This is a genomic window from Oerskovia paurometabola (genome assembly GCF_016907365.1).
Lineage (GTDB): Bacteria > Actinomycetota > Actinomycetes > Actinomycetales > Cellulomonadaceae > Oerskovia > Oerskovia paurometabola.
In genome coordinates, this window is the sequence record NZ_JAFBBV010000001.1 from 2,354,774 (window position 1) to 2,376,208 (window position 21,435).

Annotated in this window: 19 protein-coding genes; 6 read left to right on the forward strand and 13 right to left on the reverse strand. The window is 70.7% G+C overall.

What is annotated here, in order from left to right:
* Positions 1-96 precede the first annotated feature (96 nt).
* Both JOD48_RS10555 and JOD48_RS10560 read left to right on the forward strand, forming a co-directional pair.
* Positions 97-1,182 (forward strand): site-specific integrase, encoded by a 1,086-nt coding sequence (locus JOD48_RS10555; RefSeq protein ID WP_191790421.1) that lies wholly within the window; start codon positions 97-99, stop codon positions 1,180-1,182.
* 355 nt (positions 1,183-1,537) lie between these two features.
* The gene (locus tag JOD48_RS10560; protein WP_307824091.1) at positions 1,538-1,825 is read left to right on the forward strand and encodes a DUF1905 domain-containing protein; all 288 of its coding nucleotides are present in this window, start codon (positions 1,538-1,540) and stop codon (positions 1,823-1,825) included.
* An 83-nt stretch (positions 1,826-1,908) separates the two neighbouring features.
* On the opposite strand, the gene JOD48_RS10565 is transcribed toward JOD48_RS10560, so the two are convergent.
* On the reverse strand, positions 1,909-2,859 hold the full coding sequence (locus tag JOD48_RS10565) for a patatin-like phospholipase family protein (RefSeq protein ID WP_204808946.1): 951 nt from the start codon (positions 2,857-2,859) through the stop codon (positions 1,909-1,911).
* A 374-nt stretch (positions 2,860-3,233) separates the two neighbouring features.
* Between JOD48_RS10565 and JOD48_RS10570 the strand changes: the two genes are divergently transcribed.
* The gene (locus JOD48_RS10570) at positions 3,234-3,680 is read left to right on the forward strand and encodes an iron chaperone (protein WP_191790423.1); all 447 of its coding nucleotides are present in this window, start codon (positions 3,234-3,236) and stop codon (positions 3,678-3,680) included.
* Positions 3,681-3,925: 245 nt separating this feature from the next.
* On the opposite strand, the gene JOD48_RS10575 is transcribed toward JOD48_RS10570, so the two are convergent.
* Entirely contained in the window at positions 3,926-4,078 is a 153-nt protein-coding gene (locus JOD48_RS10575; protein ID WP_204808948.1) for a hypothetical protein, read from the reverse strand.
* A gap of 896 nt (positions 4,079-4,974) precedes the next feature.
* Between JOD48_RS10575 and JOD48_RS10580 the strand changes: the two genes are divergently transcribed.
* Positions 4,975-6,114 carry a tyrosine-type recombinase/integrase gene (locus tag JOD48_RS10580; protein WP_191790424.1) on the forward strand — a complete coding sequence of 380 codons (1,140 nt, stop codon included), beginning with the start codon at positions 4,975-4,977 and terminating at the stop codon, positions 6,112-6,114.
* A gap of 81 nt (positions 6,115-6,195) precedes the next feature.
* A complete protein-coding gene (locus tag JOD48_RS10585) occupies positions 6,196-7,449 on the forward strand; it encodes a phospholipase D-like domain-containing protein (protein WP_307824092.1) in 1,254 nt (417 codons plus the stop codon).
* Positions 7,450-7,467: 18 nt separating this feature from the next.
* On the opposite strand, the gene JOD48_RS10590 is transcribed toward JOD48_RS10585, so the two are convergent.
* The 10 genes from JOD48_RS10590 to clsA all read right to left on the reverse strand — a co-directional run bounded on the left by JOD48_RS10590 (position 7,468) and on the right by clsA (position 18,356).
* Entirely contained in the window at positions 7,468-8,307 is an 840-nt protein-coding gene (locus JOD48_RS10590) for an MBL fold metallo-hydrolase (protein WP_204808950.1), read from the reverse strand.
* A gap of 213 nt (positions 8,308-8,520) precedes the next feature.
* Positions 8,521-11,919, reverse strand: a complete 3,399-nt coding sequence (locus tag JOD48_RS10595; protein ID WP_191790514.1) for a pyruvate carboxylase — start codon at positions 11,917-11,919, stop codon at positions 8,521-8,523.
* Between the two features lie 274 nt (positions 11,920-12,193).
* Entirely contained in the window at positions 12,194-12,784 is a 591-nt protein-coding gene (locus tag JOD48_RS10600) for a MerR family transcriptional regulator (RefSeq protein WP_191790426.1), read from the reverse strand.
* A gap of 257 nt (positions 12,785-13,041) precedes the next feature.
* Complete coding sequence (locus tag JOD48_RS10605) at positions 13,042-13,560, reverse strand: bifunctional nuclease family protein (RefSeq protein WP_372440726.1); 519 nt, start codon at positions 13,558-13,560, stop codon at positions 13,042-13,044.
* 106 nt (positions 13,561-13,666) lie between these two features.
* Positions 13,667-14,476 carry a transcriptional regulator FtsR gene (ftsR, locus tag JOD48_RS10610; RefSeq protein ID WP_307824093.1) on the reverse strand — a complete coding sequence of 270 codons (810 nt, stop codon included), beginning with the start codon at positions 14,474-14,476 and terminating at the stop codon, positions 13,667-13,669.
* Entirely contained in the window at positions 14,473-14,964 is a 492-nt protein-coding gene (locus JOD48_RS10615) for an FHA domain-containing protein (protein ID WP_204808951.1), read from the reverse strand. The genes ftsR and JOD48_RS10615 overlap by 4 nt, the downstream gene beginning before the upstream one ends.
* A gap of 182 nt (positions 14,965-15,146) precedes the next feature.
* Entirely contained in the window at positions 15,147-16,421 is a 1,275-nt protein-coding gene (locus tag JOD48_RS10620) for a DUF881 domain-containing protein (RefSeq protein ID WP_204808953.1), read from the reverse strand.
* Between the two features lie 8 nt (positions 16,422-16,429).
* Complete coding sequence (locus JOD48_RS10625) at positions 16,430-16,762, reverse strand: small basic family protein (RefSeq protein WP_030151349.1); 333 nt, start codon at positions 16,760-16,762, stop codon at positions 16,430-16,432.
* Complete coding sequence (locus JOD48_RS10630; RefSeq protein WP_191790429.1) at positions 16,759-17,760, reverse strand: DUF881 domain-containing protein; 1,002 nt, start codon at positions 17,758-17,760, stop codon at positions 16,759-16,761. The genes JOD48_RS10625 and JOD48_RS10630 overlap by 4 nt, the downstream gene beginning before the upstream one ends.
* Positions 17,757-18,356: a cardiolipin synthase ClsA gene (gene clsA, locus JOD48_RS10635; protein WP_191790430.1), complete on the reverse strand. Its 600-nt coding sequence runs from the start codon at positions 18,354-18,356 to the stop codon at positions 17,757-17,759. Before clsA ends, JOD48_RS10630 begins: the two co-directional genes overlap by 4 nt.
* A 453-nt stretch (positions 18,357-18,809) precedes the next feature.
* On the opposite strand from clsA, the gene JOD48_RS10640 reads away from it, so the two are divergent.
* On the forward strand, positions 18,810-20,732 hold the full coding sequence (locus JOD48_RS10640) for a DEAD/DEAH box helicase (RefSeq protein WP_191790431.1): 1,923 nt from the start codon (positions 18,810-18,812) through the stop codon (positions 20,730-20,732).
* 190 nt (positions 20,733-20,922) lie between these two features.
* Here JOD48_RS10640 and JOD48_RS10645 read toward each other — a convergent pair whose 3' ends face one another.
* Positions 20,923-21,402: a PH domain-containing protein gene (locus tag JOD48_RS10645; RefSeq protein WP_307824095.1), complete on the reverse strand. Its 480-nt coding sequence runs from the start codon at positions 21,400-21,402 to the stop codon at positions 20,923-20,925.
* Positions 21,403-21,435 lie beyond the last annotated feature (33 nt).

The window sequence follows — 21,435 nt, forward strand, 5'->3', positions numbered from 1 at the left end:
GGGGGCGAGGTGTCCGAATGGTCGCCGATGCGACGGATCGCGGTACCGTTCGTGCTGTGAGGAACCAGGCAGACCGCGCACAGTGGACGGATCGCCATGGCGACCGTTGAGGCGTACGAGACGACCGCCGGGCGACGGTACATGGTTCGCTACCGCACCCCGGAGCGCAAGCAGACCAAGAAGCGCGGCTTCAAGACCAAGCGCAGCGCCGAGGCCTTCGCGTCCTCGCTCGAGGTGTCCATCCTGCGCGGCGAGTTCATCGACCCGACCGCGGCCCGCTCGACCGTGCTGGAGCTCGGGGGAGCGTGGCTCGGGCGGCAGACCCATCTCAAGCCCTCGACGGCCCGGGCGATCGAGAGCTCGTGGCGGCTGCACGTCACGCCGCGGTGGGGGAGCGTGCCCGTCGCGGAGATCCGGCGCACCGCGGTGCAGGCCTGGGTCTCCGACCTGAGCGCCACGTACAGCGCCACGACGGTCGCGCGCGCGCACGGCGCCCTGGCCTCGCTGCTCGACGACGCGGTCGACGACCGCCGCATCCTCACCAACCCGGCCCGCGGCGTCAACCTGCCCCGCAAGGTACGACGCGAGCACACCTACCTCGACCACCAGCAGGTCGCCGCGCTCGCCGCCGCAGCCGGTCGGCACGAGACCCTCGTCCTGGTCCTCGCCTACTGCGGGCTGCGTTGGGGCGAGGCCGCGGGGCTTCGCGTCCGCGACCTCGACATGCTCCGCCAGCGGTTGCGCATCAACCAGAACGCGGTCGAGGTCGGTTCCGAGATCGTCGTCGGGACGCCCAAGACCCACGAGCGGCGCTCCGTCCCGTTCCCCGCCTTCCTCTCGTTGCACCTCGCCGCGGCGTGCGAGGGCAAGGCGCGCGACGACGTCGTCTTCCACGGCGACCGCGGCACCTACCTCAAGCGCTCCAAGTCGGGGACGGGCTGGTTCTCCCGCGCGGCCCGTGACGCGGGCATCGACGACCACCTCACCCCGCACGACCTCCGCCACAGCGCCGCGAGCCTCGCGGTGTCCGCGGGGGCGAACGTCAAGGCCGTCCAGCGCATGCTGGGACATGCCTCCGCGAGCATGACGCTCGACGTCTACGCAGACCTCTTCGAGAAGGATCTCGACGGCGTCGCGGTCGCCCTGGAGACGGCTCGACTCCGCGCGGTCTCGCGCGGCTAGTGCCCGGCGTGTGCCCACGGGGTCTCTCCGGGACACAGGCGGGCGCCAGGAACCGTTGATATCGCAACGGTTCGCGGGGGAGCCGTAGGCGGTGCCCCGTGGGTCTAGAACTCACGGGGCGGCCACCTCTTGGGCGCGAAACGGACATCTCCGACCGACTCACCATGTGCGGCGCGATGCCCGAGATGTGACGGGAGCGAAACTGGCTTCGCCGCTCTCAGGGCTTCCTGGAGAAGTCTGTCGACATCAAGAGACTTTGCCCCGGCGGGGACGGTCCGGCACTGGACGGCACTCGGTAGAGTCGGACGACGCAGGGCGGCACGCACGGTGCTGTCGACGACGAGGAGGTCACGTAGTGAGCACGAGTCCAGGTCCGATGCACGTCACGTTCTCCGCGCCGATCGGGGTGACGGTGCGCGACGACGTGTGGTCGTGCGTCGAGGTGCCCAACTCGGTCGAGCTGCTCGGAACGGGGAAGTCCGTCCGTGTGGTCGCGACCGTGGACGGCCACGACCTGACGGCCGGACTCATGCCGACCGGGTCGGGTGGCCACATGCTCTCGATCAGCGCAAAGCTCCGCAAGAAGCTCGGCAAGGACATCGGGGACGCGGTGACCGTCCACCTGTCCGAAAGGCTGACCTGACCTCCGGTTGACGTGCTTGCGCATTCCGGACGCGTGGCGCGAAAAGCACCACGTACCCGGAGAGCGGAATTGTCGTCGAGGTTTCAGCCCCAGAACGCGGTCAGTCGATCGCCCAAGCCCAGGCCCTGCTCGTACCCGGTTCGAGCGGCCGTCGGGCGGAGCGAGACATCCATCGCGTCGGCACCGAACAGGTGCTCGGAGCCTTCGTCCGGGACGATCGTCACGACCTCGCTGCCACCGGCGCGGAGCTCGTCGGCCTGCGCAGCCAGCTGCAGGCCCCAGGTTGGCGGGGTGAGTGACCGACCACCGAAGGGCGACAGCACGAGCACCCGCCCGTGCCCCTCGGCGAGGTCGGCGTTCTCATTGCGCCGGTAGCCGCCGTCGATGTACCGGCGGCCGGCGATCTGGTAGGGGAGGCCGCTCGAACAGCTCGCCGCGACGGCGTCCACCAGGTCGATCCCGCTGTCGCGGTCGAAGACGACCGGGTCGCCGGTCTCGGCGTCGACGGCCGTGAGCAGGACCCGTCGCAGCGGCCAGTCCTGACCGGGCAGTCGTGACGCGACCGTGGTCCGCCACCGGTCCTGCCAGGAACCGTCCGACGTCGCCTCCCGCGCGAGCGCTGCGCCACCGACTCGTTTCCGCAGGTCAGCCGGGTCATGTGCCGAGGCGATGAGGGCGCGCATCCGCTCGAGGTGGTCGACGACCTGCCTGTTCGAGCCCCTGTCCCGGTTGGCTCCTCCCGGAGCGCGTCGCTCCGGAGGGGCGGCGGCAAGGACGGCGGCCAGCAGGTCGGCCGGGGTCGCGCCCGACAGCTGGGCAGCGGCGGTCGAGCCGGCCGACGTCCCGACGGTCAGGTCGGGGGCGGTCACGTCCACGCCGGCTTCGAACAGACCGGCGACGACGCCGATCAGCCAGGCGTTGCCGGTCGAACCGCCACCACCGAGGACCAGGGCTCGTTCGCCGACAACGCGCCCCGGCAGGCCAGGGGCGGACGTCGCGGGGGAGTGCGAGGAAGAAGAGGGTGAGGTGTTCATAGGAGTCGCCTTTCGCGAAGTGTCTGGCGAGCGCTCCCGGTGGCGACTATCGCAGTCGCGCGATCGTGGGCTGCGGGGGAGCGCCCGGTACGGATGCTGCGTTCACGGGTCTCACCTCCTCGACGGTTCACGATCACTGCGACGCTAGCACGACACCTCCGCACGCGACCAAGGGATTTTGCCCCGGATTCCTCGGTGACATTCTTCTGCGTTCCTCGAATCGCTCGGAGAAATCCGAGGACGGGAATCTCCCCGCACGGAGAATCGGTCGCTGCGTCACCCCGGCCGGGATCGAGCAGATTTGGAGAAGCGCACGCCCGCGTCCCTCAGTAGCGTCGAACCTGACGGCAGACACTCCACGAAGGGGAATCGCGATGACCGGCACCACGAAGTCGACCAAGACCGGCAAGGCCTACGAAGGCTTCTCGGCCGAGGAGCGCGCGGCGATGAAGGAGCGCGCCAAGGAGCTCAAGGCGTCCGCGAACCGGGCCGACGCGGAGAAGGCCCAGCTCGAGAAGATCGCGGAGCTCTCGGAACCGGACCGCTCCATGGCCTCGCGGATCCACGAGCTCGTCGCCGAGCACGCACCCTCGCTGGCACCGAAGACCTGGTACGGGATGCCCGGCTGGGCCAAGGACGGCAAGATCCTCTGCTTCTTCCAGCCTGCGGAGAAGTTCGGCGCGCGCTACCCGACCTTCGGATTCAACGACGTGGCACAGCTCGACGACGGCACCCTGTGGCCTGTCGCATTCGCGCTCACGGAGCTGACAGCGGAGAACGAGACGACGATCGCGGACCTCGTCAAGAGGGCGGCGGGCTGAGCGGAACGAGCAGGAACGAGCACCACGCCGAGAGCGTCGTTGCCGGTCGGAGGGCCAGAAATACCCTCTGACCTGCAACGATGCTGTCAACAGGCCGCAAGTCCGGGGGAGTGGCGGGCGGGACTCGCCCGGGTTCGCCGAACGCACACCGGGCATGCTGGCAGGATGGCACGCATGCCTCTCGACATCCTCCTGGTCGCCGTGTCGCAGCGTGGAACGAGCTCGCGCCACAGGACCCGGACGACCTAGGCCGCGGCCTGCGACGACGACGGCGAGCTCGTCCGGCGGTGCGCGGCGAGCGGACGGCCGATGCTCGCGAAGGTCGACCCGTACGGAGATCTCGTGCTGACGTCGTCGGAGATGGAGCAGCTGATCGACGAGCTGCGTTCGTCGGACATCCCACGGCACGGAGCGGCCGGTCGCGTCGTCCACGAGACCCTCGAGCTCGCAGCACGCGGTGCGGTGGAGCCGGCGACGGAGCTGCATTTCGTGGGTGACCAGCACACAGCGCAGGTGCGCTCCGAGCCCCTCTCGGCCCGTTCGACGCTACGCCGATAATGTACATTATGTCATTACGACGATCTGGCCACACCTCTCTCGGCCGCAGACGCCCCGTCAGGAGCGACTGATCTCGCGCAGGCTCGCAGGCGTCACGTCACCCCAGGAAGGTGCCGGCCTCGCCGGCGCTGCATCACGCGAGGCGGGCGCGTGCTCCCTCCATCGCAAGGGCGTCGACCTGGAGCCCACCGAGACCTGGAGTCGAGAATGAGCTCAGGGCCGTTCGTGGCCACGCGTCCCGTAGGTCCTGCAGGAACCTTCGGTTCGCCCAGAACTCCTGTGAGCGGCTCTGGCGCCTCGGTCGTCGGCCGTGCGGCACGCTGCATCCTCATGGCGACGCTCCTGGCAACCGTGCTCGCTGTTACGGCGCTGACACTCGTCCTCACGGCGGTCGTCGCCGTCGTCGCGGCACCGTGGTGGGTGTATCGCTGGCGGTTGGCCCCGCTTCGCGACCGGTCCCCCTCCAGGCCCGGCGTCCAGAGGTTCGCCGCCACCGGGGAGCAATGATCAGGGAGCCGTCGTGGCGCAGTCGGGCACCTGAGGGCGCGTGGGGCAACCTCTTCCGCGATGATGCTGCGCTGCAGTATGCTCCTTCAATTGGGACATACACGACAAACCATTGTGTTTAGCACAACACCGTGGTGAGACGCCGTGAACTCGATCCCTCCCGCGGCTGTCAGTGGCGCCCCCTATGCTCCGGATGTCCGGTCTCGTCCCGTCCCCCAGGAGCTGTTCGGTGGTCGCCCCTCCCCGCCTTCGCCGCGTCACCGTCGCCGAGGCGGTCGCCACGTACCTCTCCTCCGTCTCGGCGGAGACGCTCCGTGGCGTCCTCTCCCCCACCACCCAGCGCAACTACGAGCGCGACCTGCGGGAGTTCTCCTCCCTCGCGGGCGCCGAGACCGTCCTCGACGACATCACGGGCGCCGACATCGACGACTTCCTCCTCCGCTACCAGATCACCCCGGACGGGCGATACACGGACCCGCGTACCAAGCCCGACGGCCCGGGTCGTTCGGCGGCGACCGTCAACAGGTTCCGGCAGTCGATCTCCCGGTTCTTCACGCACGCGGCCCGCGACGGGTGGGTCCAGGCCGACCCGATGCAGTGGGCCGCTCCCCCGGCCCGGCTCCGTGGCGGCCTGCGCGTCGCCCGCACCGCGCTGTCCGCCACGGCCGCACAGGCGCTCCTCGTGACCGCGAGCACCAAGCCGCGACCGACGGACGTCCCGGTCGAGACGAGCGGCGCCGCACGTCCTCGTCCTGACCACGACCTCGCACTGCGGGACCGCCTCATCATCGCGCTCCTGCTCATCCTCGGCCCCCGGGTCTCGGAGGTCGCCCGTGCGGACGTCGACGACTTCGTCCGCGAACCCGACCAGACCCGGTGGCGGATCAAGGGCAAGGGCGGCACGGTGCGGACCGTCAGCCTGTCCGAGCCCCTCGCGCGGGCGCTCGACGAGTACCTCGCGACGCTCCGCCCCTCTCTCCTGGCGCGCAGGCCGGGTGACGCCGACGCCGCCCGCGCCCTCCTGCTCACCTGGCGGGGCCGGCGTATCGACGCCCAGGCGATCCGTGCGCTCCTCAACCGGTGCGTCGCTCGCATGCCCGAGGAGTACCGTCGGGCCGCCACCCCTCATGCCCTGCGGCACACGACCGCCACACTCCTCGTGGCTCAGGGCTGGGACGTGAAGGTCATCGCCGAGCTCCTGGGGCACGCGTCGATCGCCACGACGGGCGTCTATCTCGACCGGATCGAGGGTGAGCTCGCGGCCGCGATCAGGTCGCACCCCCTGTCGACCGGACTGCCTGCGGAGATGGGCAGCGAAGGACTCCCCGAAACGGACATAGGAGGAGAAAACGCCGCCACCAAGCCGTGACGCGGAGACGCAGTGACCGCAACGGCCAAAGTCACCCCATTTCTCCAGGTGCTCACGGCGACCTGAGGCTACGGTGAGCAGGTGCGCCCCTCGAAGACCTCTCCCGTCCAGCTCGCTCGATCGGTCATGGCCCGCGCAGCAGTGCTCGCGGTCGCGGTCCCCGTGACCGTCGCGACCGGGCTGGTGATCGCCGACGCCATCCGCAAGCGACGTGTCACAGACCCCAGCAAGTTCCCCCGCTCCGCCCCCGCCGAGGGAAGCGTCGGCGAGACGTCGACGACGATCTTCACCTACGGCGACGACCTCTACCGCGAGATGCTCGCCGCCATCCGCGGGGCCAAGCGTCGCATCATGCTCGAGACGTACATCTGGAAGGGCGACGAGCTCGGCAAGGAGTTCAAGGACGCGCTCGTCGAGGCGACCGAGCGCGGCGTCGAGGTCTTCGTGATCTACGACGGCTTCGCGAACCTCGTCGTCCCCCGCGAGTTCCTGACGTTCCCGGCCCCGATCCACGTGATCCGCTACCCGGTCTTCCGCCCGGGCGTCCTGGTGCTCAACGTCCGCAAGTCCGGCCGTGACCACCGCAAGATCCTGGTCGTCGACGACGAGATCGGGTTCGTCGGCGGGTACAACATCGGCGCCATGTACGCGACGCAGTGGCGTGACACCCACATCCGGCTCGCGGGGCCGTCCACCTGGGAGCTGCGCAACGCGTTCGTCGACTTCTGGAACTCGAACCGCAAGCCGGGCCAGCCGCGCCTCGAGGACCCGGGGTCACGGCTGTGGCTGCCCGAGCTCCGCGCGGCCCGCAACGCCCCCGCCCACCTGGTCTTCCCGATCCGCGGCATCTACCTGGACGCGATCGACCGCGCGTCGGACCACATCTACATCACGCAGGCGTACTTCATCCCCGACCGTGAGATCCTCGACGCCCTGCTCATGGCGGCGCAGCGCGGCGTCGACGTCCGTGTCCTGGTCCCCGAGCGCTCGAACCACGTCGTGGCGGACTGGCTCTCCAAGGGCCTGTACACGACCCTGCTGCGCGGCGGCGTGACCATCTGGCTCTACAAGGACGCCATGGTCCACGCGAAGACGGCGACGATCGACGGCCGCTGGACGACGATCGGCACGGCCAACATCGACCGTCTCAGCCTCACCGGGAACTACGAGGTCAACCTCGAGATCGTCGACGCCGGCATCGCGGCGCAGATGGAGAAGGTCTACGACGTCGATCTCAGCAACTGCCGCGAGCTCACGCTCGACGAGTGGTCCGGGAGGTCGCTCGCCGCCAAGCTCGGCGAGGTCGCGCTCACGCCGCTGCGCCCGCTGCTGTAGGCCCGCCGCCCCCAGCACCTACTCCCGCGTGGCGTCCGCGACCTCCTCCTCGGGGCGAGGCGGGACGGTCTCGTCGACCTCGATGGTGGGCACCTCGTCGAACTCGGGGTGCTCGCGCAGGATCGCGTAGGCGACCGCCTCCGGGTCGCGGTACGGCACGGTCTCGTCGGTCATGGTCTGCTCCTCGCCTCTCGGGGTGACGTCGAGATGCCCGCCCACCTCGAGCGGGTGGTAGTCGTAGGTACCGCCCGTGCGCCCCTCGCCGAACAACCGGTGGACCAGGCCGAGGCCCGGGGCCGACAGGATCGCGTCGTGGATGGGGATCATGACCCACGGGTCGAGCGACCGGACGAAGTCGATGCCCTCAGCGATCTTCATCCACGGCGCGGACACCGGCGCGAGCAGGACGTCGAGACGGTCGTCCGTCAGGGGCGGGCTGAACGAGTCGCCCGGGTGGTAGGCACGTACCCCGCCGGCCGACACCAGGTAGGTGACGTTGGCGACCCGTGGCACGTCCGGGTGGATGAGCGCGTGCTGCCCTCCTCCGACCAGCACCGAGAACGACCCGATGGTCAGGACGTCTCCCGGTTCGACCACCTGTAACCGGTCGCCGTCGGGCGTCTCCCCCAACCGGTCGAACGCGGCCTCCGGTCCGACGACGCGCAGCTCGGGGTGGGCCGCCAGCGCGGCCCGGACGGCGTCGACGTCGAGGTGGTCGGGGTGCGCGTGCGTCACGAGCAGCGTCCCAGGGTCGGCCAGCGCCGCTGCGGTGTCCGCGAAGGTCCCGGGATCGAAGGTCAGCATGGTCGCCGCGTGCTCGAGCGCGACGCAGGAGTGTCCGTGGAACGTGATGCGCATCTGTCGCCTTCGGTGGAGTGGCTGGGGGCTGGTTCCAGTGTGCCGCGCGGCGGGCCGTCGCGCCGGGTCAGAGGGCGAGCAGGAGGTAGGCGCTCCCCCTCGACACCGCGATGACGGGGGCCCACCCCGCCGACGCCAGCGGGCCGGGGGAAGCGCACTGCTTCCACCCGGCCCGCTGGCCCCTGTGCTCCAGGCCGTCGCCCGGGCTCGTCGTCACACGACGACGAGCACCAGGTCCCCGCCCTCGAGCTGCTGGACAGCGCCGATCGCCACGCGCTGCACGGTCCCGCCCACGGGGGTCGTGATCGCGGCCTCCATCTTCATGGCCTCGACCGTCGCGACCGTCTGCCCCGCCTCGACGACGTCACCCTCGTGCACGACGGGTGTCACCGCACCGGCGAACGGCGCCGCGATCTGACCCGGCGCGGCAGGGTCGGCCTTCTCGGCGAGCGACGCGTCGACCTCGATCGAACGGTCACGCACCTGGAGCGGACGCAGCTGGCCGTTGAGGGTGAACATGACGGTGCGCATGCCGCGCTCGTCGGGGACGCCGACGGCCTCGAGGCCCACGAGGAGCTTGACACCGCGCTCGAGCGAGACCTCGACCTCCTCGCCGGGCGTGAGGCCGTACAGGTAGGCCTGCGTGCCCAGGACGGACACGTCGCCGAACGCTGCGCGCGTCGTCTCGTAGTCCTTGGTGGGACCGGCGAACAGCAGGTGGTTGAGGCGGTTGCGGCGAGCGGCCGAGTCGCCGTCGAGGTCCGCCTGGTCCTCGTCGCTGAGGGGCGTCACGGGCGTGCGCACGACGCGACCTGCGAGAGCCTTGCTACGGAAGGGCTCGGGCCAACCACCGGGCGGGTCCCCGAGCTCTCCACCCAGGAACGCGATGACCGAGTCGGGGATGTCGTAGTCCTGGGGGTTCTCGGCGAAGTCCGCCGGGTCCGCTCCACGGGCCACGAGCTGCAGCGCCAGGTCGCCCACGACCTTCGAGGACGGCGTCACCTTCACGAGGCGACCGAGGATGCGGTCGGCGGCGGCGTAGGTGGCCTCGATCTGCTCGAACCGGTCCCCCAGGCCGAGCGCGATGGCCTGCTGGCGGAGGTTGGAGAGCTGACCGCCTGGGATCTCGTGCTCGTAGACGCGGCCCGTGGGGCTCGAGAGCCCGGACTCGAACGGCGCGTACAGGCGACGCACGGCCTCCCAGTACGGTTCCAGGTCGCACACCGCGCGCAGCGACAGACCCGTGTCGCGGTCGGTGTGCTCGAGGCCTGCGACGAGCGCAGACATCGAGGGCTGGCTCGTGGTGCCCGCCATCGCGGCGCTTGCGACGTCGACCGCGTCGACACCCGCGGCGACGGCAGCCATGAGCGTGGCCATCTGTCCGCCCGACGTGTCGTGCGTGTGCAGGTGGACGGGCAGGTCGAACCGCTCGCGCAGCGCCGAGACCAGGCGTGCCGCGGCAGCGGGACGCAGGAGGCCTGCCATGTCCTTGATGGCGAGCACGTGGGCGCCGGCGTCGACGATGCGCTCGGCGAGCTCGAGGTAGTAGTCGAGCGTGTAGAGGCTCTCGGCCGGGTCGAGCAGGTTGCCCGTATAGCACAGCGCGACCTCGGCCACCGCGGTGCCGGTCGCCCGCACGGCGTCGATCGCCGGGCGCATCTGCTCGACGTCGTTGAGCGCGTCGAAGATCCGGAAGATGTCGACACCCGTCGCCGCGGCCTCGCGGACGAACGCCTCGGTGACCTCGGTGGGGTACGGCGTGTACCCCACCGTGTTGCGGCCGCGCAGCAGCATCTGGAGCGCCACGTTCGGCATCGCCGCACGCAGCGCCGCGAGGCGAGCCCACGGGTCCTCACCGAGGAAACGGAGCGCGACGTCGTACGTCGCGCCGCCCCAGGCCTCGACCGACAGCAGCTGCGGGGTCAGTCGAGCGACGTAGGGGGCGACGGCGAGCAGGTCGTGCGTGCGGACCCGGGTGGCCAGCAGGGACTGGTGGGCGTCGCGGAACGTGGTGTCGGTGACCTTGACCGCGGTCTCCGCACGCAGCGCACGGGCGAAACCCTCAGGTCCCAGCTCGAGCAGCTGCTGCCTGCTCCCGGGCACCGGGGCCACGGACAGGTCCAGGGCGGGGAGCTTCGCCACCGGGTCGATCGCGCCCGTGCCCGGCCCGTTCGGCCGGTTGACGGTCACGTCTCCCAGGTAGCTCAGGAGCCGGGTGCCACGGTCGGCGCTCTCGCGTGCGGCGAGCAGCTCGGGGCGCTCGTCGATGAACGACGTCGACAGGTTTCCCGCGATGAACTCGGCGTCCGAGAGGACCGCCTGCAGGAAGGGGATGTTCGTGCGGATGCCACGGATGCGGAACTCCGCCAGGGCGCGCCGGGCACGTCGCACCGCCGTCGGGTAGTCACGACCACGGCACGTCAGCTTGACGAGCATCGAGTCGAAGTGGCCCGAGATCTCCGACCCGGCGGTAGCGGTCGCCCCGTCGAGGCGGACACCGGCGCCGCCGGGCGAACGGTAGGCCACGATGCGGCCCGTGTCGGGCCGGAACCCGTTCGAAGGGTCCTCGGTCGTGATGCGGGACTGGAGCGCCGCGCCGTTGACGTGGACGTCCTCCTGACGGATGCCCAGGTCCTCCAGGGACTCCCCCGCCGCGATGCGCATCTGCGACGACACGAGGTCGATGTCGGTGACCTCCTCGGTGACCGTGTGCTCGACCTGGATGCGCGGGTTCATCTCGATGAACACGTGCTGGCCGGCCCGCTCCCCCACGGTGTCGAGGAGGAACTCGACCGTGCCGGCGTTCTGGTACCCGATCGACCGCGCGAACTTCACGGCGTCGGCGCACAGGGCGTCACGGATCGCCGGGTCCAGGTTCGGCGCCGGGGCGATCTCGATCACCTTCTGGTGGCGCCGCTGGACCGAGCAGTCGCGCTCGTACAGGTGGACGACGTTGCCCTGGCCGTCGGCGAGGATCTGCACCTCGATGTGACGCGGGCGCAGCACGGCCTGCTCGAGGAACATGGTCGGGTCGCCGAACGCGCCGTCGGCCTCCCGCATCGCGGCCGCCAGGGCCTCGGGCAGGTCCTCGCGTCGGTCGACGCGGCGCATTCCGCGACCGCCGCCGCCCGCGACGGCCTTGGCGAAGATGGGGAACCCGATCTCGTCCGCGGCCGCGATGAGCTCGTCGATGTCCGCCGAGGGCTCGCTCGACGCCAGGACGGGGATGCCCGCCTCCTTGGCGGCCTTGAGCGCGCGCACCTTGTTGCCCGCGAGCTCGAGGACCTCGGGCGGCGGTCCGACGAACGCGATGCCCGCCTGCTGGCAGGCCCGCGCGAGGTCGGGGTTCTCCGACAGGAAGCCGTAGCCGGGGTAGATCGCGTCCGCGCCGGCGTCCTTGGCGACGCGCACGATCTCCTCGATGTCGAGGTAGGCGCGGACCGGGTGTCCCTCTTCGCCGATCCTGTACGCCTCGTCGGCCTTCAGGCGGTGCTCGGAGTTCCGATCCTCGTAGGGGAAGACGGCCACCGTCCGGGAGCCGAGCTCGTACGCCGCGCGAAACGCCCGAACCGCGATCTCCGCGCGGTTGGCGACCAGAACCTTCGAGAACACCAAGTACCCCATCCGTCATCGTGGGTCGGGCTCCGGACCACCGCGAGAAGAGGTCCGCGCACCCGCTCGTCACGGGCGTCGCACCGGCGCGAGCCGGGGACGTCCAGAGGTGATCTTCGCACGGCCGCCGCCGCGGGACGGCACCGGAACCGGACGAGAGGGCAAAAAAGTGCTCCTCGCCACGAGCCGGTCGGCCTCGGCCCGGACAGAGGAAGACCCCGCCGGGGCGGGGTCCTGGCTCACGCCTCGGCGGCGTGAGGTGCGTCGGAGGGCTTCAGCCTGCGCTGCGTGCCCGACGGCGGAGCTCGAGCTCGTCCTCGGTGGGTACGCCCGGCGTCTCGTCATCCCCCAGGGACTCGGCCGGCATGTCGCTCAGCGTTCCCTCGACCTCACGCCAGACGCGCCCCACCGCGATGCCGAAGACTCCCTGGCCACCCTGGACCAGGTCGACGACCTCGTCCGCAGACGTGCACTCGTACACGCTCGCACCGTCGCTCATGAGCGTGATCTGTGCGAGGTCGTTCACGCCGCGTTCGCGCAGGTGCTCGACCGCGGTGCGGATCTGCTGCAGCGACACCCCGGTGTCGAGGAGTCGCTTGACGATCTTGAGGACGAGGATGTCCCGGAAGCCGTAGAGCCGGTGCGTCCCCGAGCCGGAGGCCGACCGGACCGTCGGCTCGACCAGGCCGGTACGGGCCCAGTAGTCCAGCTGCCGATAGGTGATGCCGGCGACGCGGCACGCCGTGGGGCCGCGATATCCGGTGGTCGTGTCGTGCTCGGTGATGTCCTCGCCGAACAGCAGGCCCTGGGCCGCGTGGGAAGCAGGAGCCCCTGGCTCCGCTCCAGCTCTGCCGCTGCTGTTCACTGTGCCTCCAAGGATGATGTGGACTCCACGCTAGGCCCGGGGTCGGGGAGCGTCAACGACCGAGGCCTTGAGAACCGAGCGTGTCGCGCAGGTCCCCTGTCACCGCGGCCACGCGCCAGACGGTGAGGACCGGACGCGCTGCGCCGGAGATCGCCTGTCCGACTTTACCCGAAATACCCCTCTTGTCTCCCTGAATGATCGAAGGTTCGTCCGTTTTGCCGAATTGTCGCCAGCACCTCTGGGTGAACGTTCGGCAGCTATCGGTCCCCCGGCTCCTCACCTCGTTCGGAAGGTCCGAAGTCCTCGGGTGAAACGTGCTCGAGGAAGTCGCGGAACTCGGCGACCTCTCGCTGCTGCTCCGGGTCGACGATCTCCACCCCGGCGAGCGCGACGATCTCCGCGGAGCACATGACCGGGCTCTCGGTGCGCACGGCGACCGCGATCGCGTCCGACGCCCTCGCGTCCACCCGGACCCCCGTGCTGAGGACCATCTCCGCGAAGAAGATGCCGTCGTCCAGCGCCACGATCTCGACCCGCAGCAGACCGACCTGCACCGCCTCGAGGACGTCACGGAGCAGGTCGTGGGTCATGGGCCGCGGGGCGGTCAGGTGCGCCTGTGCCATCGCGATCGCACTCGCCTCGCGCGGGCCGATGATGATCGGCACCACCAGCTCCGCCGCGGGATCCAGGAGCAGCACGACGATCTCCTGCCCGGCGCCCTGCTGCTGGCGCACGCCGAGTACCTCCACCGGGACCATCGGCACCTCGTTGCTCACCCGTCCACCGTACGACGGCACGCGCCGTCCGTCAGTGGGAGGAGCACCTGCGGCCCTGAACCTCGCTCCAGGAGCGCCCGTCGGACCAGCGCCGCACCGGTGCGGCTCAGTTCGTGAGGTCTCCCACGCCCTGGCGCAGCCAGACCGTGTGGAGCTTGGCGAAGAGCTCGCCGACCTCGCCCGCGAGGGCCCCGGCGTGCGCACGCGCCGACGAGGACTGCTGGCTGCGCCACGGTGCCACGACCTGCTCGACCAGTCCGACGTGGCGGTCCGCCGACGTCCGGAGCAGCCGGAGGTGACGCGGTTCGATCCCGTACTCTCCGAGCGCCGCCGCGAGCTGGACGACCTCGAGGGACCATGCGTCGAGCTGCCCACCGGGAGCCTGGCGCAGGACGCCTGCAGAGATCAGCCCCTCGACCAGGGAGACGTCCACCCCCACCGTGGTCGCCAGCGAACCGACGGTGTACCTCTGGCGAGCCGCCGTCGTCTCCGTCTCGCCGTCGCTCGCCGCCAGGCGCAGGGCAGGGTTCTCCACGACCTCGCCGGCGTCGAGCGCGGCAAGGTTCTCCTTGATGACCTTGAGGGGGAGATACCTGTCGCGCTGCTCGAGCAGGACGTAGCGCAACCTCTCGACGTCAGCGGGGCTGTACTGCCGGTAGCCCGACGGCGTCCTCTCGGGGTCGATGAGCCCCTGCTCCTCGAGGAACCGGAGCTTCGAGTGGCTCACGCCGGGGAACTCCGTGCGCAAGGCGCGCAGGACGTCCGAGATGCGCATCGAGGCGCGCCGCGAGATGCCCTGCGGCCATGGCTCGCCAGGCTGCTCGACGTCGCCCTCGTCGGCCGGTCGGGGGGTCAGCGCGCTGCTGCCGTCGAACCGGTTCTCGTGTCCCCAGGGGGAGCGTGCCGGCCGGTTCACGGGTGCTCTGCCGCGCCTTCCGCCGACCCCACGGGCTGGCCGAGGACAGGGCTGGTGAAGAAGGTGAGTCGGTACTTGCCGATCTGCACCTCGTCGCCGGTGACGAGAGCCACCGCGTCGACCCGGTTGCGGTTGACGTAGGTACCGTTGAGCGACCCGATGTCGCGCACCACGAACTTGTCGTCGTCGCGGCCGGGCTCCGCGTGCTTGCGCGAGACCGTGACGTCGTCGAGGAAGATGTCCGCGTGCTCGCTCCGCCCGGCGACCGTCCGCTCGGCGTCGAGGAGGAAACGTGACCCGACCGAGGGGCCGCGCTGCATGACGAGCAGCGCAGAGTGCCGGGGCAGCGCGGAGATCGCGGCCTGCTCCTCGGCGGAGAGGCCACCGGGCTGCGTCCCTTCCTCGAGCGGCAGCTCGATCCGGCCGAACGTGACCGTCGTGTCGCTACCTCCCCGGCGTGGCTCCGCAGATTCACCTGGAGTGGTCATCTCGCCTCCTCGGGAGTTGTGACGCATTCAGCGCAAAATGCCTTGGGCGGAAAGGTACTACATGCTCCTGCGCTCCATCCTGCGAGCATCAGGGATGCGGTCAATACCCGTCCAACCCGTCCAACCTACCCCGCCAGGCGGGTCCGAGAAAAGTATCCGCCCACGTCACGCGGCCCAGAGGGTCAGTTCCCGCCCTCGGCAGGCACGGGCGTCGCGAACTCCGGGGTCTCCGGCTCGCGGGTGGACGAGATGGTGACGAGGTCCTCCTGGGTGATCTTCGGGCTGGCGCCCTCGTTGCGCACCGAGGACATCGCACCGCCAGGAATCTCGAGGGCGGTCTCGAGCGTCGACGGGTCGCCGATGGCCTTCCACTGGTAGGGCGAGGCGATCTTCTGGCCGTCGACCACCATCCCCCGGCTCGTCTCCTCGAAGTAGCTGCTCGTGACCAGGCGGATACCGTTGACCTCCACGACCTCGACTCCCGCGTTGCGCAGCTCCTCGAGAATGTTGAAGAGCTTGTGCGCAGGGATCCGCTCGTCGGTCTCGGTGATCGTCAACGTGATCCCCGGCCCCTCCGCGGGGAGGCGCCCCGAGAGGATTCCCTGCGTCTCGGACTGTCTCTGGGCGAGCTCGAGGGCGGCCCGCTGCTGCCCGGACCCGGAGCTCAGCTCGTCGCGGGTGTCCTGGAGCCCCTCGACGCGCGTCTCGAGCGCGTTCGCGCGCTGCGTCACGTCGTCCAGGAGTCGGACCAGGTCGCTCTGACGCAGGGACGAGAGCTGCTGCTCCTGCGTCTGGCTCACCTGGACAGCCAGTGCGAACCCGAGCAGTGCGCACAGCAGGCCGGCGAGGAGCTGGGAGCGGGTGACCTGCGGTCGCATGGCCCGACCGAGCTTCGACCACCCGGCGGGCGACTCGGTGCCCTTCGGCGCCGAGGAGGCTGGAGCGACGTCTTCCGCCTCGTGACGCCCGTGCGGGCGATCCGGGCTCGCGGGCGGGCTGGACGCGAGGGGTTCGGCCCGGGAGACGGGAGCTGCCTCGCCGAGGACTGCGTGCCCGTCGGGCGCGCTCTGTGCCGCCGGAGCCTCGTCCAGGGGCTCCGTCCCCTCCGCCACCTGCTCGCCCTGCACGGTCACCGGGTCGTCGGTCACGGGAGCGACGTCGGCCCGCTCCGCGACGGGAGGGGCGGTCGCCGGACCGGCCGGCGGTGCGATGGGCACCTCGTCCACGACGTGCTCGACGGCGGTCTCCGCTGCGTCGGGCTCGGACGGCACCACCGCGGCGCTCTCGTCCTCGTCGGCCGTCGGGTCGGCCGGTACCGCGGCGTCCCCCTCGGGACGCACGACCGGTCCCCCAGGCACGGCAGCCCTCGGGGCGGCCGCGTCCTGCGGAGCCGCGGAGGTCGAGGGGGCGTCGGGGTTCACGGAGTCGTTGTCCTCGGGGGCGGAGCTCGTCGTCATCGCGTCACCTACGCCTTGAACAGGTGCCGACGGATGGCAGCGGCGTTGGAGAAGATGCGGATGCCGAGGACCACGACGACGCCCGTCGAGAGCTGGGTTCCCACACCGAGCTGGTCGCCGAGGAAGACGATGAGTGCCGCGACGACCACGTTCGAGAGGAACGAGACGAGGAAGACCTTGTCGTTGAAGAGCCCGTCGAGCATGGCGCGCAAGCCACCGAAGAGCGCGTCGAGCGCCGCGACGACCGCGATGGGCAGGTAGGGCTGAAGGGCCACGGGGACGGTGGGTTGGAGCACGAGCCCCGCCACGACTCCGAGGACCAGTCCGACGACTGCGATCATTCCGTGCTCTCCTGCCCTGCGTGTGAACTGTCGGCTCCGGTGGGACCGGTCGACGACGCGGGGCTCTTCGTCTCCCCCGTCGACTCGCCGTCCTGCCCGGTCGGCGCCCCAGGCTCGTCACCTGTGGCTGCCGTGGAGTCTACGGCGTGCGCGTAGAACAGTCGTTGGATCCCGTTTCCCGGCAACGAGAGCTTGCTCTGGGCGATCCGGCTGTACTGGATCCCCCACGTGGAGCTGATGGTGCTGAGGTACCCCGGGGCGGACGAGCGGGCGAACTCGGTCTCGAGCGTCGCCGGGTCGCCGATCGCCTCGACCCGGTACGGGGCGATCAGGGGTTGGAGGTCCACGAGGATCGCCTCGCCCGCGCTGCGGACGGCGCTGAGCGGCGTGAGGCGCTGCCCGTTGATCGCGATGGCCTCGGCGCCAGAGGCCCACAGGGCGTTGACCACGCGCTGGAGGTCACCGTCCTGCACCTTCTTGTTGAGCGACTGGTCGTCGGCGCCCACGCCCTCCGCGGCGTCGTTGAGCGTGATCACGAGCCCCGGCCCGGTGACCGCGATCGAGCCGTTGGCGACGCCGTCGATCTGGAGGGTCTCCAGCAACGCCGGGTCGACGTCGGCGAGCGCGTCGGTCTGCAGGGTCTCGATCTCCTCGCTCAGGGCAGTGGCCTGGGCGGAGAGCGCGTCCACCTCCTCGCGCCGGTTCAGGATCTCCTTCTCGAGCACCCGTCGTGCCTCGATCGCGGCGCCCTGCGGGGCGCGCAGGTCGATCGTCGCCGCGGCCGTCACGAATCCCAGCAGGACGGCGAGCGCTGCGACGAGCACCCAGGTGCGGGTCTTGCGCGGCGGTTCGTCCCCCGCGGCGCGGCGCGCGGCAGCCTCGGCGTAGCCGGCGTCGAGAGGCCGGTCCATGACCTCGGTGAGGAGCGTCATGGACGCGTCGAGCGCAGGCTTCCCGTGTCGGGAGGAGGACGCGTCGTTGCGCGGGGCGTGGGTCATCCTGCGGCCGTCTCCTGGGGGTCGGTGCGGGGTGCGACGAGCTGCCGGGTCTGCCGGATGTACTGGATGCCCGCGAGCCAGTAGAGCCCGACGCCCCAGCCGGTGAAGGCCCAGCCGATGATCGAGGCGGTCGCCCCGAGGGCGCCGGGCGCTTCTGCGAGCAGCAGCAGCGGGAAGGCGTAGAGGAGGGCGAAGGTGGCCGCCTTGCCGACGAAGCTCACGGGCAGGGGGCCGTAGCCGTGCCGCGTGAGGACGGGCAGGAGGCACAGGAGCGTCACGTCGCGCGCCAGGATGACGACCAGCACCCAGAGGGGCACGACGTCTCTCCAGGCGAGACCGACGAGGGTGACCAGGATGAAGAGCCGATCGGCTGCGGGATCGAGCATCTGTCCGAGCTTGGTGACCTGGTCGAGGCGTCGGGCGAGCACGCCGTCGAGCCAGTCCGAGGCGCCGGAGATCGCGAGGACCGCCAGCGCCCACTCGTCGTTGCCGCGGACGATGAGGACCGCGAACACGGGGACGAGGGCGAGCCGGAGGAGGCTGATGGTGTTGGGGATCGTGAGGATGCGTGAGCTGACCTCTTGATCTGCTGCCACGCCCACCGTCCGTTGCTCCGTGCGTCCTGTGCTGTGTCCATCCTACGGTTGGTCATCCTAGGGCCGGGCGGGGGCCGGGTGCTGGCATTTCTGGTGTCCGGCGGGGCGTTGTGACCGGTTCTTCCGGTTCATATGGATATGGCCGGAGGTGGTGTGCGCGACAGCGGCCTCGGGAACCTCGCGGAGGCGTGGCTGCGTCGTGTCCGGCACTCGCCCGCGGAGCCCTGTGCTCGACGTCACCGGGCCCTCGTTCCTCCTCCGGGGCGGGCGTCGCGTAGACTGGCAGCACAATCTGGAGTTCGTCGCTGTTCCCGCGTGTTCGTGTGAGTGTGGCCCGCCGCTGTTTTTGCGCGGGCGAGTCACCGGTGTGTGTTCGGGAGTGCGGCCAGTGGAGAGCCGACTTGGCAACCACGCGTAACTCCCACCCTCAGCGAAACGGTTGAACACATCTCTATGTCTCTTGACACCTCTGCGCCCATGCACGCCCTCGACCAGGTCGAGACCGCCCAGGTGCCGGCTCCTGCCGAGCAGTCCGGCCCCACCTTCGCGGACCTGGGCCTGCCGACGAACATCCTCAAGGCCGTGACGGACCTTGGCTTCACGATCCCCTCCGCCATCCAGGAGCGTGCGATCCCCGCCCTGCTCTCCGGGCGTGACATCACGGGCGTCGCCCAGACCGGCACGGGCAAGACCGCCGCGTTCGGTCTGCCGATGCTCGCCGCGATCGATCCGAACCTGGGTCGCGTCCAGGGCCTGGTCCTGGCCCCGACGCGTGAGCTCGCGATGCAGGTGGCCGAGGCCATCGAGACCTTCGCCAAGCACGTTCCGGGTGTCGAGGTCGTCGCGGTCTACGGCGGCTCCCCCTACCAGCCGCAGCAGCGCGCCCTGCAGCGCGGTGCACAGATCGTCGTCGGGACCCCCGGCCGCGTGATGGACCACCTGGAGCGTCGCAGCCTCGTGCTCGACGACATCCGCTACCTGGTCCTGGACGAGGCCGACGAGATGCTCCGCATGGGCTTCGCCGAGGACGTCGAGAAGATCTTCGGCCAGGCCCCCAAGGAGCGTCAGGTCGCGCTGTTCTCCGCGACGATGCCCGCTCCGATCCGCCGCGTGGCCGCCCAGCACCTGAACGACCCGGTCGAGATCGCGGTCACCCGTCAGTCCTCGACGGTCACCTCGGTGCGCCAGACGTACTCGGTCGTGCCGTTCCGTCACAAGACGGGTGCCCTGGTGCGCGTGCTCGCGACGTCGGACGCGGACGCGGCGATCGTGTTCACCCGGACCCGTGGAGCGGCCGAGGAGGTCGGCTCGGCCCTCGTCGAGCGCGGCATCTCGGCAGCCACGATCTCCGGCGACGTGGCGCAGAAGGACCGCGAGAAGATCGTCGAGCGTCTGCGCTCTGGCGCCCTGGACGTCCTGGTCGCGACGGACGTCGCGGCCCGTGGCCTGGACGTGGACCGCATCGGCCTGGTCGTGAACTTCGACCTGCCGGGCGAGCCCGAGGCGTACGTGCACCGCATCGGTCGTACGGGTCGTGCCGGTCGTACGGGTGAGGCGCTGAGCTTCGTGACCCCGGGCGAGCGCAACCGTCTGAAGTTCATCGAGAAGACCATCCGTGCGAGCCTCGAAGAGGTCGACGTGCCCTCCCCCGCGGACGTCTCCGCGCACAAGGCACGTCGCATCCTCGGTCAGGTCGCCGAGCGTCAGGCCGCTGGCCGGCTGTCGATGTACCGCGACCTGGTCGCGGCGTACGTCGCCGAGTCGGACGTCGACCCGATCGACCTGGCAGCGGTCCTGGTCGCCCTGTCGGTGGGTGACGACGGCCCCAAGGCCCGCGAGGAGCAGGAGCTCTTCGAGGCGCAGCGCGCCGAGGCGAAGAACGCTCGCCGTGAGCGCGAGTCCCGCCCCTACGGCGAGCGCGACTCGCGTGGCCCCCGTGAGGGTGGCCGTGGCGGCGAGCGTGGCATCCGTCGCGACGCGGTGGGCACCCGCTACCGCCTGGCCGTCGGGCACACGCACGGCGCTCAGCCGTCGGGCATCGTGGGCGCCCTGACCAACGAGGGCGGGCTCAACGGCAAGGACCTCGGCAAGATCGACATCTTCCCGAGCTTCTCGCTCGTCGACATCGCGACCCCGCTCGACTCCGCCACGATCGACCGCATCTCGCGGGCCCGTGTCGCGGGCAAGTCGCTGCGCATCCAGGTGGACCAGGGTGCGCCTCAGGGCGCCCGCGGGCCCCGTACGGGTGGCTCCGCGCCTCGCTCGGGCGGCTACTCGGGCGGTCACTCGGGCCACGGCCCGGCCGGTCGCTACGACGAGCGCCCCGAGCGCGGCGGCGAGCGCAAGGCTCCCCGCTTCCGCGCCGGCGAGCGCTGATCGTCCGCGTGGCCTGATCCCCGGCCGCTGAGCACGACGAGAGGGCCCCTGGAACCTGCTGGTTCCGGGGGCCCTCTCGCGTTCCCGAGGACCGCTCCGGACCTCGGCCCGCGCCGTGCACCGTGCCCGAGACACGCGCTCGCTGCGGGGCGGGGCCAGGCGAGCGTCCTCCGGGCCCGACGGCGTCGCGTCAGTCCTCGCGCCCCTCGCCGTGGGCCACGACGAGCGCCGCCAACCGCGCCGCCTCGTTCTCGCTGCGTCGTGCACCGTCCGCGCGCTGGATGCCCATGACCGCGAGCGCCTTGCCGTCCGACAGGTCGAGGCGTACCCAGGGGTCGCCGGGGCCGAAGCGCACGGAGACGACCTGGGGCCAGTCCAGGCGGCGGGTGAAGACGATGTTGTGCACGGTCAGGTGCTCGGGGGTGACGGTGGCCCGGACCTGGCCGAGGCGCCACAGGACGAGGGCGCAGAAGGCGCCGACGCCGATCGTGGCGGCTTTGTTCCATCCGGAGTCGGTCCCGGGGCCGGTCGCGACCAGGGCGACGAAGGTGCAACCTGCCAGGATCGCGACGGCGGCGGTGTATGCCACTGCGGTGCCCCAGCGTGGCCGGAAGGGGGCGTAGGGGTCTCCGGGGGGCAGGTCGGGGGGTGGGGCGACATAGCTGCTCACGTGTCCATCCTCCCCCGTCCTGCGACCCTTTTC

Bases quoted from the DNA above. Each gene is read 5' to 3' on its own strand.
- JOD48_RS10640 (WP_191790431.1), top strand. From the start codon at position 18,810: ATGTCTCTTGACACCTCTGCGCCCATGCACGCCCTCGACCAGGTCGAG.
- JOD48_RS10615 (WP_204808951.1), bottom strand. From the start codon at position 14,964: ATGACCACTCCAGGTGAATCTGCGGAGCCACGCCGGGGAGGTAGCGAC.
- JOD48_RS10565 (WP_204808946.1), bottom strand. From the start codon at position 2,859: ATGAACACCTCACCCTCTTCTTCCTCGCACTCCCCCGCGACGTCCGCC.
- JOD48_RS10590 (WP_204808950.1), bottom strand. From the start codon at position 8,307: ATGCGCATCACGTTCCACGGACACTCCTGCGTCGCGCTCGAGCACGCG.
- JOD48_RS10555 (WP_191790421.1), top strand. From the start codon at position 97: ATGGCGACCGTTGAGGCGTACGAGACGACCGCCGGGCGACGGTACATG.
- JOD48_RS10570 (WP_191790423.1), top strand. From the start codon at position 3,234: ATGACCGGCACCACGAAGTCGACCAAGACCGGCAAGGCCTACGAAGGC.
- JOD48_RS10625 (WP_030151349.1), bottom strand. From the start codon at position 16,762: ATGATCGCAGTCGTCGGACTGGTCCTCGGAGTCGTGGCGGGGCTCGTG.
- JOD48_RS10630 (WP_191790429.1), bottom strand. From the start codon at position 17,760: ATGACCCACGCCCCGCGCAACGACGCGTCCTCCTCCCGACACGGGAAG.
- JOD48_RS10575 (WP_204808948.1), bottom strand. From the start codon at position 4,078: ATGTCCGACGAACGCAGCTCGTCGATCAGCTGCTCCATCTCCGACGAC.
- JOD48_RS10620 (WP_204808953.1), bottom strand. From the start codon at position 16,421: ATGACGACGAGCTCCGCCCCCGAGGACAACGACTCCGTGAACCCCGAC.